This is a genomic window from Streptomyces sp. CBMA152, from assembly GCF_014596475.1.
In the GTDB taxonomy this organism is placed as follows: domain Bacteria; phylum Actinomycetota; class Actinomycetes; order Streptomycetales; family Streptomycetaceae; genus Streptomyces.
Genome location: NZ_MECJ01000016.1, coordinates 1 through 14166 on the forward strand (window position 1 = coordinate 1; position 14166 = coordinate 14166).

Here is a 14166-nt window from a genome sequence, read left to right on the forward strand (position 1 = left end):
GCGGCGCCTCCGGCGCACACGGCGGTGTGCAGTGCGCCCCAGCCCCGGTGGTCGCGCCACAGCGCGCGCTCGACGGCGGCCGCGGCGCGGCCGAACGCGGCGACCGGATGCCCCCGGCGGGGATCGCCCAGGAGCAGGTCGCCGAGGAGCCCGGCGGTGGCGCCGTACGCGAAAGTGCGATCGGCACGCATGAGGTCAGCCCGCCGCAACGCCGCGGAGAGCTCCGGTACTTCTGGGGGGTGCCGGCAACAGGCAGGCGCGCATGGCGGTATGTCCTCACTCAGGGTGTCCGCGCCCTGGTACGACGTCGACCGGCGGTGAGAGTTCCTGGCTCACGGGGGTTTATTCCCCGATGACAGTGGCGGGACCGCGCCGGATTCGCACCGGCTTCCTCTTCTGCCGCCGTAAATGGCTCGGGCAGTCCACCACGCCCAAGAACGCCCGTCAACTCGCTGCTGACCTGCGACGGGAGAGTGTGCCGAGGCACACAGAGAACCGCCCTCCGCAAGGATCCGGAGGGCGGTTCTGGAGACGCGTGGACAGTCGCTGTTACTTGGCGACGATCAGGTTGATGCCGTAGGCGACGGCCGCCGCGCAGAGCGCGAAGCAGGCGTACGCGGTGGTGCGGGCCAGGGCGACGTTGCCCTTGCCGGACGCGGCGGACTGCTGCTTGCTGAGGCCGACGATCCCGACGGTGAACAGGCCCACCAGGCCGACGGTGACGATGAGGCTGACACCGAAGACGGTGCCGAGAGCTGCCCAGTCGATGTGCATGACGATTCCTTAGAGGGTGCGCGGCCGGGTCAGACGGCGGCCGGGCGGGCCGGGTCGGCGGGGGCCACCGGGGCCGGGGCCGGGATGGTGGCCGTCAGATCGGCGGCCACGGCGGCGACGGTCGGGGGCGGGGTGACCGCGGCCATCGCGGTGGTGATGACACCCGCGGGCTCGGCCGGGGCCTCGATCGCGGTGTCGGCCGGGGCGTTGGTGACGTCGGTGTGGGAGACCGGCTCGCGGCGCGACAGCTTCCAGATGAAGCCGGAGCCCGCGACCAGCAGGATCGCCACCAGGGCGATGCCCCAGGTGCCCTGGCCGGTCAGGAACTCGGCGCCGGCGCCGACGAGACCCGCGGCCGGCAGGGTCAGGCCCCACGCGACGAACATCCGGGTCGCGGTGGACCAGCGGACCACACCGCCCTTGCGGCCGAGACCGGCGCCCATGACGGAGCCGGAGCAGACCTGGGTGGTGGAGAGCGAGAAGCCGAGGTGCGAGGAGGCCAGGATGACGGTGGCGGCACCGGACTGGGCGGCGAAGCCCTGCGGCGGCGCGAGCTCGGTCAGGCCCTTGCCCATGGTGCGGATGATGCGCCAGCCGCCGAGGTAGGTGCCCATGGCGATGGCCATGCCGGCCGAGACGATGACCCACATCGGGGGGTTGGCGCCCGGGTGCAGCACACCGCCGGTGACCAGGGCGAGCGTGATGATGCCCATGGTCTTCTGCGCGTCGTTGGTGCCGTGGGCGAGCGAGACGAGACCGGCGGAGGCGATCTGGCCCGCCCGGTAGCCCTTGGCGGTGGCCTTCTCGTCCGTGTTCCGGTTGATCCGGTACGTCAGCCGCGTGGCCAGCATCGAGGCGAGGCCCGCGACGATCGGGGCGGCGACGGCCGGGAGCAGCACCTTGGTGACGACGGTGGAGCCGTTGACCGAGGACCAGCCGGCCGACATCACGGCCGCGCCGATCAGACCGCCGAACAGGGCGTGCGAGGAGCTGGACGGCAGGCCGAGCAGCCAGGTCACCAGGTTCCAGAGGATGGCGCCGACGAGCGCCGCGAAGATCACCTCGGTCCTGATGCCCTTTTCGTTGATGATCCCGCCGGAGATCGTCTTGGCGACCTCCACCGACAGGAACGCGCCGACCAGGTTGAGCGCCGCGGACATGGCCACGGCGGCTTTGGGCTTCAGGGCGCCGGTCGAGATGGTCGTGGCCATCGCGTTGGCGGTGTCATGGAAACCGTTCGTGAAATCGAACACTAGAGCTGTCACGACCACAATGGCGAGCAGCAGCGTGATGTGTTCCATTTACCCAGGCAATCGTTCGACGTCAGTGGCTGGACGAACGTAAGTAACCTGGATGAACGGAAGGTGAACTGGGTCGGGCTTCATGGTGTCTCTGACCGGTTTTTGCTGGGGGCAGGCCCTGACAAACCCCGTGAACTGGCCAAACAGCCCATAGAAGAGATTCTGCTCACTCCCCGGCACGCCGTCCGGGAGCTGCGAGGATCGCGTTCATGGGAGAGCCGAACCACCGTGAACCGACCGCCGCCGCCTGGGCCGAACTGACCGCGACAGCGCGGCGGACAGCGGCGGAAGGGCTGGTCGTCGGCACCTCGGGCAATGTCTCCGTACGGGTCGGGGACCTGGTCCTCGTCACCCCCACCGGGGTCCCCTACGACCGGCTCGGCCCCGACGACACCGTCGCCGTCGACCTCTCGGGCCGCCAGGTCATCGGCACGCTGCGGCCGACCAGCGAGCTGCCGATGCACCTCGCCGTCTACCGCGCCACCGACGCCCGGGCCGTCGTGCACACCCATGCCGTGCACGCCACCGCCGTCTCCACGCTGGTCACCGAGCTCCCGCCGGTCCACTACATGACTGCCACGCTCGGCGGCCCGGTCCGGGTCGCGCCCTACGCGCTGTACGGAACCCAGGAACTGGCCGAGAACATGCTCGGCGCGCTTCAGGACCGCACCGGATGCCTCCTCCAGAACCACGGAACCATGACGTACGGAACGACCCTCTCCCAGGCGTACGACCGGACCGCGCAGCTGGAGTGGATGTGCCGGCTGTGGCTCGCCGCGTCCTCCGTGCCCGGCCGCAGCCCGTCCCTGCTCTCCGACGCCGACCTAGAGCGGGCGGCCGAGCAGTTCCGGGGGTACGGGCAGCGGTGACGGGCGAGGTGTGAGGGGCGCGTGGGACCGGACCGGGTCCGGGGCGTGCCCCGGTAGGCCCTCGCCCACTGGCCGTACGGCCAAGGGCTGCCGACACTGGAACGGTGCGCCCGGCTACAGCGACGGCAGCGGCCGTCACCACACTCATCGGCGTCGGCGCGGCCGCGGTGGCCGCCGGACGGTATGCGAGCGACGCGGCCCTCAAGGCGCCGCCCGGCCGCCCGCTGCCCAGCGACCCCGAGCTCACCGTGCACGCCACGGCACCCGGGCGGATCGCCCTGACCCGCTGCCTCGCCGCCCTGCGCCCCGGGGTGTACGGCATCGAGGGGTCCGGCATCCACGCGGTGGTCGGCGAGGTCGTCGACCACGCGCAGCACCCGGCGGACACCGTGGTGCGCCGCCTGGAGCGGGTCACCCGGGGCAGCCCGGAGCCGGGCGACCGGGTGCGGATGACCCCGCAGATCCACCGGGGCACCCCGGGCGAGGCCCTCGGGCTCGACCACAAGGACGTCGAGATCCCGTCCGAACTCGGCGCGCTGCCCGCCTGGCTGGTCGGCGGCGCCCGCAAGACCTGGGTGATCGCCGTGCACGGCCTGGGCACCACCCGCGAGCACACCCTGAACACCATGGAGTTCCTGCACCGCCAGAAACTCCCGGTGCTCTCCCTCGCCTACCGGGGCGACGAGGGCGCCCCCCGCTCCCCGGACGGCCTCGCCCACCTCGGCGACTCGGAGTGGCGCGACCTGGACGCCGCGATCCGGTACGCCGTACGCAGCGGCGCCGAGCGCGTCATCCTGCACGGCTGGTCCACCGGCGCCACCATGGCGCTGCGTGCCGCCACCGACTCCGCGCTGCGCGACCGCGTCCGGGGCGTCGTGCTCGACTCGCCCGTCCTGGACTGGGAGAGCACCCTGCGCGCCCTCGCCGTCGCCAACGGCGCCCCGAGCGCCCTGCTCCCGCTCGCGGTCCGCGCCGCCCAGGGCCGCACCGGCCCGCACGGAAACCATCTGCGCGAAGCGGCCGACCCGCACGCCCTGCGCGTCCCGGCGCTGGTCTTCCACGGCCCCGACGACACCCTGGCGCCCTGGCAGCCGACCCGCGAACTGGCCGCCCGCAGACCGGAACTGGTGACCCTGCACACGGTCCAGCACGCCCCGCACGCCTCGATGTGGAACGCGAACCCCGCCCGGTACGAGGAGGCACTGCGGCGCTTCCTCACGCCACTGATGTGACGGACGGGACCGACGCCCCCGAAGCGGCGTCCGGGGCCGGGCACGGGCCGGGCCCGGAACCAAGGCATTGCATTCCGTTTGGGCTTTCCGGCTGTCAGCGGACTGTGCTTTCCCGGGGGACAACCCCCGGACCCCCGGCCCGTCGGTATCCGGGCTTACCCCATTCCGTTTGGGCTTTCCGGCTGTGAGCGGGAAGACTGCACCTGTGACGTCCCGGAAGCCTGAAGAGAAGTTGCCGCGCGACTCCAGACTGCGGCTTGTCCGCGCCCCGTATTCGAAGGAAGCCCGCCCCCTGGCCACCGCCCGCCGGGCCGTGACGGACCGGCGCGCCCGTCCGGGCTCCCGGCCGCCGGAGGGCACCCCGGCCGCCGCCGAACTGGCCCGCCAGGCCCGAGCGGTCCTCGCCGACGCCGTACGGGTCGCCCGCTGGGCCGACGCCGAGCGCGCCCGGGGCAACGCCCCGCGCCCCGCGCCGACGGGCACCCTGTCCGCCCCGGCCGCCGAACAGGCCGCCGCCGCACTGCGGTTGACGCCCGCGCAGGTGCGGGCCGGCTGGGACCGGGCCCGGCTCGCCGGACTCGTCGAGCTGCACGGCGGCACCGCACGCCCCGGCTGGCGGCTGCGCGCCTGGGACCGCGACGACGCCGCCGTGCTGCGCGGCTGGGTCGCCCTCTTCGACGCCTGGTCGATCGTCCACCCCGCCCCGGCCGCCATCGCGCCCGCCGCCGTGGCCGAGGTCGTCGAAGCCGTCCCCCAAGTGCTCTCCCTCCTCCAGCTGTCGGCCGGTCCCGTCCTCGTACCGGCCCTGCTCGATCTGCTCGGCCAGCGCGTCGCGGAACTGCGCGACGAGCGCTGCGAAGTGCCGCACGGTGCCGAGGCGGACGGCGCCGGGGGCGAGGGGCCCGCCGCCCTCGCCTTCCTCTCCCTCCTGCTCGACTGGGTCCTGGCCGGGCTCGCCGCCGTCGGCGCGCTCACCCTCGGCGAGGGCCAGGCCACCCTCACCCCGCTCGGCAGTTGGGCGGTGTGGGTCAAGCTGGAGCAGATCTGCGTCGCCGCGCAGAGCCCCGCGGGCAACATCGAGCAGTCCGCCGAGGACATGCTGCGCGGCTGCGCCCGGCTCACCCCCGGCCCGGCCCGCGCCGAGTACCGCGCCTGGCTCGCGGCCCGGCCCGTCGGCAGCGCCGTCACCGAACTCCTCGACGCCGCCCGCGGCGAGGACGCCCTGGTGCGCGGCCTCGCCTTCGAGGCGCTGCGCGTGGTCGGCGCCCCGGCCGAGCCCGAGGTGCGCGCGGCCACCGACGAGATCTTCCTGCGTCCGTACGCCCTGCTCTGGCTCGCCGAACACGAGGGGAGCGACCCCGAGGACGCCACCGCCGTCCTCACCCGCGAGGAGTCCACCTGGCTCTGGGTGGACACCGCCGCGGCCGTCGCGGACCACGGCGAGGTCGAGTTGATGGTGCGTCACCTCGACTCGGCCGTGCAGGGCACCGTGCCCGCCCTGCTCGACGAGGTCCGGGTCGTCGGCCACCCCCGCACGGTCCAGGTCCTGGTCGCGCTCGCCGCCGCCCACCCGGACCCGGCCCTCGCCAAGGCCGTGCGCCGTGCGGCGTTCCAGGTCCACACCGGCGGGGTGTGACCCGGGACGCCGGGGGCGTCAGCCGGTCAGCCGCTCGCGCCGGGGGCGTACGTACCGAAGCTCCACACGTTGCCCTCGGCGTCGCGCGCCATGTAGTCGCGCGATCCGTAGTCCTGGTCGGTGGGCTCCATCAGGATCTCCACGCCGTGCTCCACGGCCCGCTTGTGGTGGGCGTCCACATCGTCCACCGCCACGTACACCCCCGCCGGACCTGCGTCCCGCATGGTCTCGTCGAAGAGGCCGCCGCGTCCCTTCGAACCCACCATCACCACGCCGGTCCCGCTGGCCAGTTCGGCGTGGAACACCGTGCCGTCCTCGCCCTCGTACACACTCACCTCGCTGAACCCGAACGCGTCCTTGAGCAGGCTGATCGCGGCCTTCGCGTCCGCGTACAGAATCGTCGGATACACACTCATCCCGAAACTCCCTTTCCGAGTCCTCGGACCCGTCCCCGGGCCCGCGTCATGCCGCCGATGTGATCTGGATCTCAGTCTGGCACCGGGCACTGACAACGGCCGGTCCGGCGGTGCGCGGGCGGTGCGGGGTCGGGCTCTCAGCGCGCGAAGGTGTCGCAGCGGCCCATGTCGCCGGTGCGGAAGCCCGTGGCGAACCACTGCTGGCGCTGCTGGGCCGAGCCGTGCGTCCAGGACTCGGGGGTGACCCGGCCCTGGAACCTCTCCTGGATCCGGTCGTCGCCGACGGCGGCCGCCGCGTTCAGGCCGTCCTGGATGTCCTGGTCGGTGAGCTTGGTCAGCAGCGGCCGGCCGGTCCGCTTGTCGGGGGTCGTGGTCGCGTGGTGCGCCCACACGCCCGCGTAGCAGTCGGCCTGGAGCTCGACCTTCACGGCGTTGCTGCCCGCGCCCTGACGCCCGTCCTGTGCCCGGCCGAGCGTGCCCATCAGGTTCTGGATGTGGTGCCCGTACTCGTGCGCCACGACGTACGCCTGGGCGAACGGCCCGCCGGTGGAGCCGAACTTGGTGCGCAGTTCGTCGAAGAAGCCGAGGTCCAGATAGACCTTCCGGTCGCCCGGGCAGTAGAACGGCCCGACCGCCGAGGTCGCCGCGCCGCACGCGGTGGAGACCCGGCCGGTGAAGAACACCGTCAGGGCGGTCGTGTAACTGCCGCCCCGGCGCGGGAACTCCTGACGCCAGTAGTCCTGCACGCTGTTGACGACGGCGAGGATCCGGCAGTCCTCCTTGGTGTTGGCGTCGCGGCCCTTGAGGCAGCTCTGTTGCACCTGCCCCTGCGCGGACACCGAGGTCGCCGGTGCGGAGTCGCCGGAGGAGAGCCCCAGTTGCTCGGGTCCGACACCGAACAGCAGCCCCAGGACCAGCGCGATGATTCCGACGATCCCGCCGCCGACAGTGGCCCTGCCGCCCGGGATACGGCTGCCTCGCTCGTCCTTGACCTCGGACGTGTCCAGATCGGCGTCGTCGTCGAACTGCACGGGCGCACCACCCTCTGTTCAGCGAATGTCACTCTGTGTGCTGCCGAGTATGGCATCGACTATCAAACAGTTCATTGCGTTACGCCCTTTTTGTTGTGGTGGCCGATACGCTCGGCGCCTCATGGACCGGAACCGTCTCGCGCTGGCCGCTGTCGCCGCCGTCCTGGCCCTGCCGCTGGTCACCGCCGCACACCACGCCCGGCCCGCCCCCTACGGCGACCGCCTCACCGCGGCGCCCGCAGCCCCGGCCCGGTCGGCGGTGCGCGTACGGGGCGCGGCCGTCGAGGCGTACGACCCCAGGAGCGGGGCGCGCGGCTGGACGTACCGCCGTGAGGGGCGGCGCCCGCTCGCCGTGCGCACCGCGCCCGGGCACGCCTTCGCGCTGTGGAGCGACGGGATGGTCACCGACACCGCGCGCGTGCTCTCGGTCGACGCGGTCCGCTGGCACCGGGCGGTGCCGGGCCTGGCGGACTGGCTCGAAGGCCGGCCCGGGCGGGCGTCGGGGGTGCTCCAGGAGCTCGGCCCGGCCGCCCGGGCCGGCGCCATGCTCGCCGTCGTCACCCCCGAGCGCATCACCGCCTACCGCGCCGCCGACGGGGATCTGCGCTGGACGCTGCCCGCGCGGCGCTCCTGCGCCTTCGATCCCGGCCGCGTCGCGCGCGTGGACGGTGTCCTGCTCGTCGCCCAGCCCTGCCGCGACCGGGACGTCTGGAGCCAGGAGCTGGTGGCGGTGGACTCGCTCGGGCGGATCACCCCGGGCCGTACCCCGCTCGGAAACGACCTCCCCGCGCGCGTGGACGCTGCCACGCGCGCGTGAGGCGGGCCGGGAGCCCCTCTCCCGGGACCCGGACCGGACGGACCGGCGTTCGTATCACCGCACGTAAAAGCAGTTGCACACCCCCGCTAGAATTGGCCCATGGCAATTCTCCTCGCGCATTAGACGGCGGCGACGCTCCGCGACCCCCGTCCACCCCGCCGTCCCACCCGCCCTGGAGTATTTCCGTGATCACCGCCACTGGCGTCGAGCTGCGCGCCGGCGCCCGCGTCCTCATCGAGTCCGCCTCCTTCCGTGTCGCCAAGGGCGACCGCATCGGCCTGGTCGGCCGCAACGGAGCCGGCAAGACCACCCTCACCAAGTGCCTGGCCGGCGAAGGCATGCCCGCCGGCGGCACCATCACCCGCTCCGGCGAGGTCGGCTATCTGCCGCAGGACCCCCGTACCGGCGACCTCGACGTCCTCGCGCGCGACCGCGTGCTCTCCGCGCGCGGCCTCGACGAGGTGCTGCGCAAGATGCGCGAGAACGAGGACCGCATGGCGAACGGCAAGGGCGCCACGCGCGAGAAGGCGATGAAGAAGTACGAGCGCCTGGAGACCGAGTTCCTCACCAAGGGCGGGTACGCCGCCGAGGCGGAGGCCGCCACCATCGCGGCCGCGCTCGGCCTGCCCGACCGGGTGCTCGGCCAGCCGCTGCACACGCTCTCCGGTGGTCAGCGCCGTCGCGTCGAGCTCGCCCGCATCCTCTTCTCGGACGCCGACACCCTGCTCCTCGACGAGCCGACCAACCACCTCGACGCGGACTCGATCGTCTGGCTGCGGGACTACCTCAAGACGTACCGCGGCGGCTTCATCGTGATCTCCCACGATGTCGACCTGGTCGAGACGGTCGTCAACAAGGTGTTCTACCTGGACGCCAACCGCTCCCAGATCGATGTCTACAACATGGGCTGGAAGCTCTACCAGCAGCAGCGCGAGGCCGACGAGAAGCGTCGCAAGCGCGAGCGCCAGAACGCCGAGAAGAAGGCCGCGGCCCTCAACTCGCAGGCCGACAAGATGCGCGCCAAGGCGACCAAGACGGTGGCCGCGCAGAACATGGCCAAGCGCGCCGAGCGGCTGCTCTCCGGCCTGGAGGCGGTCCGCGTCTCCGACAAGGTCGCCAAGCTGCGCTTCCCGGACCCGGCGCCCTGCGGCAAGACCCCGCTGACCGCCGAGGGCCTGTCCAAGTCGTACGGCTCGCTTGAGATCTTCACCGACGTCGACCTGGCCATCGACAAGGGGTCGCGGGTCGTCATCCTCGGTCTGAACGGTGCCGGCAAGACGACCCTGCTGCGGCTGCTCGCGGGCGCCGAGAAGGCGGACACCGGCGAGGTCACCCCGGGCCACGGCCTCAAGCTCGGCTACTACGCCCAGGAGCACGAGACGCTCGACCCGGACCGCACGGTCCTGGAGAACATGCGCTCCTCGGCCCCCGACCTCGACCTGGTCGCGGTCCGCAAGACGCTGGGCTCGTTCCTGTTCTCCGGCGACGACGTCGACAAGCCGGCCGGTGTGCTCTCCGGCGGCGAGAAGACCCGCCTGGCCCTGGCCACGCTCGTGGTCTCGTCCGCCAACGTGCTGCTCCTCGACGAGCCGACCAACAACCTCGACCCGGCCAGCCGGGAGGAGATCCTGGGCGCGCTGCGTACGTACAAGGGCGCGGTCGTCCTGGTCACCCACGACGAGGGCGCGGTCGAGGCGCTGCAGCCGGAGCGCATCATCCTGCTGCCCGACGGAGTCGAGGACCTGTGGGGTCCGGACTACGCGGATCTGGTCGCTCTGGCGTGACCCAGCGCGACTGATCCACTCCATATGGATCATTCGGCTTACGCGTGATCCTCAATCTGAGTGAGTGCGTCTCGTACCCCGGCGTGTCATGCACGGGATCAAGATCCGGTACGTACGGGACGGGCCGGTTCCGGGCTGTGACCCGGAACACACCTCTGACCAGCCACTTCGTGGCGGGCCGGGCTCAGCGGTCACTTCGGGCTCGACCGGAACTTTGTGTTCCGGTCGAGCCTCGCTCGTTCCTGCGCCGAAACCCGCTGGGACGGACCTTGCCGAATGGGTGGCCAGGAAGCCCGAGAGGGGTGATCATGAGAAGTCCAGAGCGCACTTCCCATGAGGAGGCACGGGTGGCCGAGACTCTGAAGAAGGGCAGCCGGGTTACCGGCGCCGCGCGCGACAAGCTCGCGGCAGACCTGAAGAAGAAGTACGACTCCGGTGCGAGCATCCGGGCGCTGGCCGAAGAGACCGGCCGCTCCTATGGATTCGTGCACCGGATGCTCAGCGAGTCCGGGGTCGTACTCCGCGGACGCGGCGGAGCGACACGCGGCAAGAAGACCGCGACGGCCTGACCGGGGCCGGGCGGGGCCACGGCCCGCCGGGTCTGGTGGCCACCCGGTCGACCGCGTGGTCGATCGGGTGGTTACTGTGCAGTCACTTGTTGACCGCACCTGACCCGGAGGCGCCCCATGGCTTCGCCCGACCCCGTACTCGACAAGGACGGCGTACGGCTCACCGTCGACGACGCGGTCGCCACGGTGACCCTGACCAATCCGGCCAAGCGCAACGCCCAGTCTCCCGCTCTGTGGCGGGCGTTGGCGGCGGCCGGACAGGAACTGCCCGGCACCGTCCGGGTCGTGGTGCTGCGGGGAGAGGGCAAGTCCTTCTCCGCCGGGCTCGACCGTCAGGCCTTCACTCCCGAGGGCTTCGACGGTGAGCCGTCCTTCCTCGACCTCGCGCGCGGCTCCGACGCGGAGCTCGACGGGGTCATCGCCGAGTACCAGGAGGCGTTCACCTGGTGGCGCCGCAACGACATCGTGTCGATCGCGGCGGTCCAGGGGCATGCGATCGGTGCGGGGTTCCAGCTCGCGCTCGCCTGTGACCTGCGCGTCGTCGCCGACGACGTGCAGTTCGCCATGCGCGAGACGAGTCTGGGTCTGGTGCCGGACCTGACGGGCACGCATCCGCTGGTCGGGCTCGTGGGCTACGCCCGCGCGCTGGAGATCTGCGCGACGGGACGCTTCGTCGGCGCGGAGGAGGCGGAGCGGGTCGGGCTGGCGAACCTTTCCGTGCCGGGTGATGAACTGGACGCGGCTGTACGGGACTTGGCGGGTGCGCTGGTCGCGGCGCCGCGGGATGCGGTGATCGAGACGAAGGCGCTGTTGCGGGGCGCGTCCGGTCGTACGTACGAGGACCAGCGGGTCGCGGAGCGCGCGGCGCAGGCGCGGCGGCTGCGGGACCTGGCGGGCCTGTCCGACTGAGGTTTTGCCCCACCCCGCCCCTTCACCTAGACCCTCCGGGGGTGGGTGGGGGTTGAGGTGGGTTTCCCGGGGGCGAGGCCCCCGGACCCCGGGCGGGGCTGCGCCCCTGCACCCCGCTTCGACTGCGGACCGTGCTGGGTTGCTCGCGCAGTTCCCCGCGCCCCTAGGAGGGCCCTTCGGGCCCATTAAGGGGCGCGGGGAACTGCGCGACAAGCCCCCACCGGCAGCCAGCCGACCGACAATCCGCCGGAGGCTTTCGGGAAGGGGTGGGGTGGGGAAAAATCACCCCGCCCACGTCACCAGCACTCCCACCCCACCCCCCACCACTCCCCGAACCGCCCGCGCCACATCCAGTGCCCGGTGCCCCGGCGCCGTCGTCAGCTCCAGGACGGCGGGGGGATCGGGCCGGGCCGACAGCGGTGGTGGGCCGAGTTCGGCCGTCAGGGACGACACACCCGGGACCGACAGCGCCGCCCGGGCCATCGGCGTGGACGGGGGTCGCCCGCTCGGGGGAGTGTCCGGCGGCGGATGCGCCGGGGCGGACAGAAGCGCGGTCACGTGCACGTCCACCTCCGTGAGCGCCAGCCCGAGACGCCCGTCCGCCGCCTCCCACAGCGCCTCCCGCAGCCGCCCCACCCGCCCGGGCAACGGCGAGGACCCCCACACCGCCACCTCCGCCGACACCCGCACCGCCCCCGGCCCCAGCGCGCTCGGCGGGGCCCAGGGCACGGGCTCGGCCGGGGACACCGGCGACAGGCGCAGGGTGGTCACCGCCACGTCCGGCACCGCGTCCGCGGCCGACCGCAGCACCGCCCCGGCCGCCCGCTCGGTCACCCACACCCCGTCCGCCGCCTCCCCGAGCGGCAGCAGTCTGCCGAGGCCCAGTCGGCGCCGTACTTCCGCGCCCCACGCGTCCGCCGTCATTGCTCCAGCCTGCCGCATCCCCGGCGCGGGAGTGGGGAACCGCACTTAGTGTGGGCAATCGGGGGGAAGTCGAAAGGGATGACCGCCATGAGCGAGACCGCACAGCGCAACCGCCCCGAGCACTCCGGTCCGGACAAGGACTCACCGGACGGAGGCACGACCGGGACCAGGAAGGCCTCCGCCTCCAAGCGCGGCGGTGGCGACCCCGGTACCCGGGGGCGTACCACCATCGCCGATGGTGTCGTGGAGAAGATCGCCGGGCTCGCCGCCCGCGAGGTCGGTGGCGTGCACGCGATGGGCAGCGGTCTGTCCCGTACGTTCGGAGCCGTGCGGGACCGGGTCCCCGGCGGGAGCAAGGCCGCGGTGGCGCGCGGGGTGAAGGCCGAGGTCGGCGAGGTCCAGACGGCCCTCGACCTGGAGATCGTCGTCGACTACGGCGTGTCGATCTCCGATGTGGCCCGCGCCGTACGCGAGAACGTGATCGCGGCCGTCGAGCGCATGACAGGACTTGAGGTCGTCGAGGTCAATATCGCGGTCAGCGATGTGAAACTTCCAGATGAGGAAGAGGACGAGCCGGAGCCGCGTCTCCACTGAGGCCCCGGCCCCCGACTGAGGAGCTCAACATGAGCATGGCGGTGATCGGCATGGTGGCCGGCATGGCCCTCGGCTTCGCCGGATACTTCGGCGGCTTCGGGGCGTTCTTGCTGGTCGCGGCGCTCGGCGCGATCGGCTTCGTGGCGGGCAGATTCCTGGACGGTGATATCGAACCCGGTGACTTCTTCCGTCCCCGGGACCGTGACCGCGGCGACCGGCGGCGGTGACAAGGCCCCATGACGGTGTCGTCGACGGCGTCGCCCCAGCGGATCGAGCCCGGCGAGCGCGGGGCGACCCGGATCGCCGACCGGGTGGTGGCCAAGATCGCCGCGCAGGCGGCGCGCGAGGCGCTTCAGGCGCCCCCCGAAGACGGCGCCGCGCCCCACGCGACGGTGACGGTCCACCAGGACGCGGCCCGGGTCCGGGTCAGCCTGGAGCTCGGCTACCCCTCCGACATCGGCGCCCAGTGCGGCGCTGTGCGTCGACAAGTCGCCGAGCGGGTAAGGGCGTTGGCGGGCATGGAGGTGCCCGAGGTGGCGGTGCAGATCGAACGGCTGCACTCCGCGCACACCGGGACGGCAGCGGATCGGGGGAGGATTCAGTGAACGAGCCCACACCGCACGAGGCGAAACCGGACGAGTCCGGTGGCGACGAGCGGACTCGCCGCCTCCCCGTCGTCCTGGAGAAGAACCCCGAGGGCGGGCTCGACCAGTCGCAGTCGTCCGCCGCGTACGACCCCGTCCTCGCGGAAGGGGACGACGGCGGGGGCGGCCGGTTCTGGTCGACGCGGCGCGTGCCCGCCACGGTCGTGGCGATCGTCGTGCTCGCCGTGGCCGGGCCGCTGCTGTACGACATCGCGGCCGTCCGGGCCGACCGCCCGGCGATGCGCTGGCGCCGCCGCAGCGCCGACTGGCTGGCCGGGCACGCCCTGGACGACGTGGTGGTGCTCGTCGGCGCGGGTGTCGTGGTGGCGCTCGGCCTCTGGCTGATCGTGCTCGCGGTGACGCCCGGGCTGCGGGAACTGCTGGTGATGCGGCGCCCGTCCGCCGAGGTACGGGCGGGGCTCGACCGGACCGCCGCCGCGCTGGTGCTGCGCGACCGGGCGATGGAGGTCCCGGGCGTGCAGTCGGCGCGCGTCCGCATGGGCCGCGCGAAGGTCGCCGTGCGCGCGGTCTCGCACTTCCGTGAACTCGACGAGGTACGCGCCGACTTGGACACCGCGCTCGACGCGGGCATCAAGGAGCTCGGGCTCGCCGCACAGCCCGGCCTCTCCGTGTCCGTGGGCCGCGCCGCCAGGAAGAGGTGAAGCC

At 72.7% G+C, this 14166-nt stretch carries 16 protein-coding genes, 1 pseudogene and 1 riboswitch; of the genes and pseudogenes, 11 read left to right on the forward strand and 6 right to left on the reverse strand.

The window, feature by feature from the left end:
- From BG418_RS15800 to BG418_RS15810, 3 genes and pseudogenes are all read right to left on the reverse strand, one after another.
- A pseudogene (locus tag BG418_RS15800) lies at positions 1-191 on the reverse strand (cobalamin biosynthesis protein); the annotation flags it as partial.
- 107 nt (positions 192-298) lie between these two features.
- A riboswitch (cobalamin riboswitch) is annotated at positions 299-442 on the reverse strand.
- A 107-nt stretch (positions 443-549) separates the two neighbouring features.
- Positions 550-774, reverse strand: coding sequence for a hypothetical protein (locus BG418_RS15805; protein ID WP_188274514.1), 225 nt, complete (start codon positions 772-774; stop codon positions 550-552).
- A 29-nt stretch (positions 775-803) separates the two neighbouring features.
- Positions 804-2075: an inorganic phosphate transporter gene (locus BG418_RS15810; RefSeq protein WP_188274515.1), complete on the reverse strand. Its 1272-nt coding sequence runs from the start codon at positions 2073-2075 to the stop codon at positions 804-806.
- Between the two features lie 209 nt (positions 2076-2284).
- On the opposite strand from BG418_RS15810, the gene BG418_RS15815 reads away from it, so the two are divergent.
- The 3 genes from BG418_RS15815 to BG418_RS15825 all read left to right on the forward strand — a co-directional run bounded on the left by BG418_RS15815 (position 2285) and on the right by BG418_RS15825 (position 5812).
- Complete coding sequence (locus BG418_RS15815; RefSeq protein ID WP_188274516.1) at positions 2285-2944, forward strand: class II aldolase/adducin family protein; 660 nt, start codon at positions 2285-2287, stop codon at positions 2942-2944.
- A 104-nt stretch (positions 2945-3048) separates the two neighbouring features.
- The gene (locus BG418_RS15820) at positions 3049-4176 is read left to right on the forward strand and encodes an alpha/beta hydrolase (RefSeq protein WP_188274517.1); all 1128 of its coding nucleotides are present in this window, start codon (positions 3049-3051) and stop codon (positions 4174-4176) included.
- Positions 4177-4381: 205 nt separating this feature from the next.
- Entirely contained in the window at positions 4382-5812 is a 1431-nt protein-coding gene (locus BG418_RS15825) for a hypothetical protein (protein WP_398998962.1), read from the forward strand.
- Positions 5813-5838: 26 nt separating this feature from the next.
- Here BG418_RS15825 and BG418_RS15830 read toward each other — a convergent pair whose 3' ends face one another.
- Together BG418_RS15830 and BG418_RS15835 are read right to left on the reverse strand one after the other, a co-directional pair.
- Positions 5839-6228, reverse strand: a complete 390-nt coding sequence (locus BG418_RS15830; RefSeq protein WP_188274518.1) for a VOC family protein — start codon at positions 6226-6228, stop codon at positions 5839-5841.
- Positions 6229-6365: 137 nt separating this feature from the next.
- Positions 6366-7259 (reverse strand): neutral zinc metallopeptidase, encoded by an 894-nt coding sequence (locus tag BG418_RS15835; RefSeq protein ID WP_188274519.1) that lies wholly within the window; start codon positions 7257-7259, stop codon positions 6366-6368.
- 121 nt (positions 7260-7380) lie between these two features.
- Between BG418_RS15835 and BG418_RS15840 the strand changes: the two genes are divergently transcribed.
- From BG418_RS15840 to BG418_RS15855, 4 genes are all read left to right on the forward strand, one after another.
- Entirely contained in the window at positions 7381-8076 is a 696-nt protein-coding gene (locus BG418_RS15840; protein ID WP_188274520.1) for a hypothetical protein, read from the forward strand.
- Between the two features lie 185 nt (positions 8077-8261).
- Positions 8262-9860, forward strand: a complete 1599-nt coding sequence (locus BG418_RS15845; RefSeq protein WP_188274521.1) for an ABC-F family ATP-binding cassette domain-containing protein — start codon at positions 8262-8264, stop codon at positions 9858-9860.
- A 347-nt stretch (positions 9861-10207) separates the two neighbouring features.
- Positions 10208-10429, forward strand: a complete 222-nt coding sequence (locus BG418_RS15850) for a helix-turn-helix domain-containing protein (protein WP_188274522.1) — start codon at positions 10208-10210, stop codon at positions 10427-10429.
- Positions 10430-10546: 117 nt separating this feature from the next.
- Positions 10547-11338: an enoyl-CoA hydratase/isomerase family protein gene (locus tag BG418_RS15855; protein WP_188274523.1), complete on the forward strand. Its 792-nt coding sequence runs from the start codon at positions 10547-10549 to the stop codon at positions 11336-11338.
- A gap of 282 nt (positions 11339-11620) precedes the next feature.
- On the opposite strand, the gene BG418_RS15860 is transcribed toward BG418_RS15855, so the two are convergent.
- On the reverse strand, positions 11621-12262 hold the full coding sequence (locus BG418_RS15860) for a nucleopolyhedrovirus P10 family protein (RefSeq protein ID WP_188274524.1): 642 nt from the start codon (positions 12260-12262) through the stop codon (positions 11621-11623).
- A gap of 87 nt (positions 12263-12349) precedes the next feature.
- On the opposite strand from BG418_RS15860, the gene BG418_RS15865 reads away from it, so the two are divergent.
- The 4 genes from BG418_RS15865 to BG418_RS15880 are packed head-to-tail and all read left to right on the forward strand — an operon-like array spanning position 12350 to position 14162.
- On the forward strand, positions 12350-12856 hold the full coding sequence (locus BG418_RS15865) for an Asp23/Gls24 family envelope stress response protein (RefSeq protein ID WP_188274525.1): 507 nt from the start codon (positions 12350-12352) through the stop codon (positions 12854-12856).
- 29 nt (positions 12857-12885) lie between these two features.
- Positions 12886-13083, forward strand: a complete 198-nt coding sequence (locus BG418_RS15870) for a hypothetical protein (protein WP_188274526.1) — start codon at positions 12886-12888, stop codon at positions 13081-13083.
- A gap of 9 nt (positions 13084-13092) precedes the next feature.
- Positions 13093-13461: an Asp23/Gls24 family envelope stress response protein gene (locus tag BG418_RS15875; protein WP_188274527.1), complete on the forward strand. Its 369-nt coding sequence runs from the start codon at positions 13093-13095 to the stop codon at positions 13459-13461.
- Positions 13458-14162 (forward strand): DUF6286 domain-containing protein, encoded by a 705-nt coding sequence (locus tag BG418_RS15880; RefSeq protein WP_188274528.1) that lies wholly within the window; start codon positions 13458-13460, stop codon positions 14160-14162. Before BG418_RS15875 ends, BG418_RS15880 begins: the two co-directional genes overlap by 4 nt.
- Positions 14163-14166: the final 4 nt, after the last annotated feature.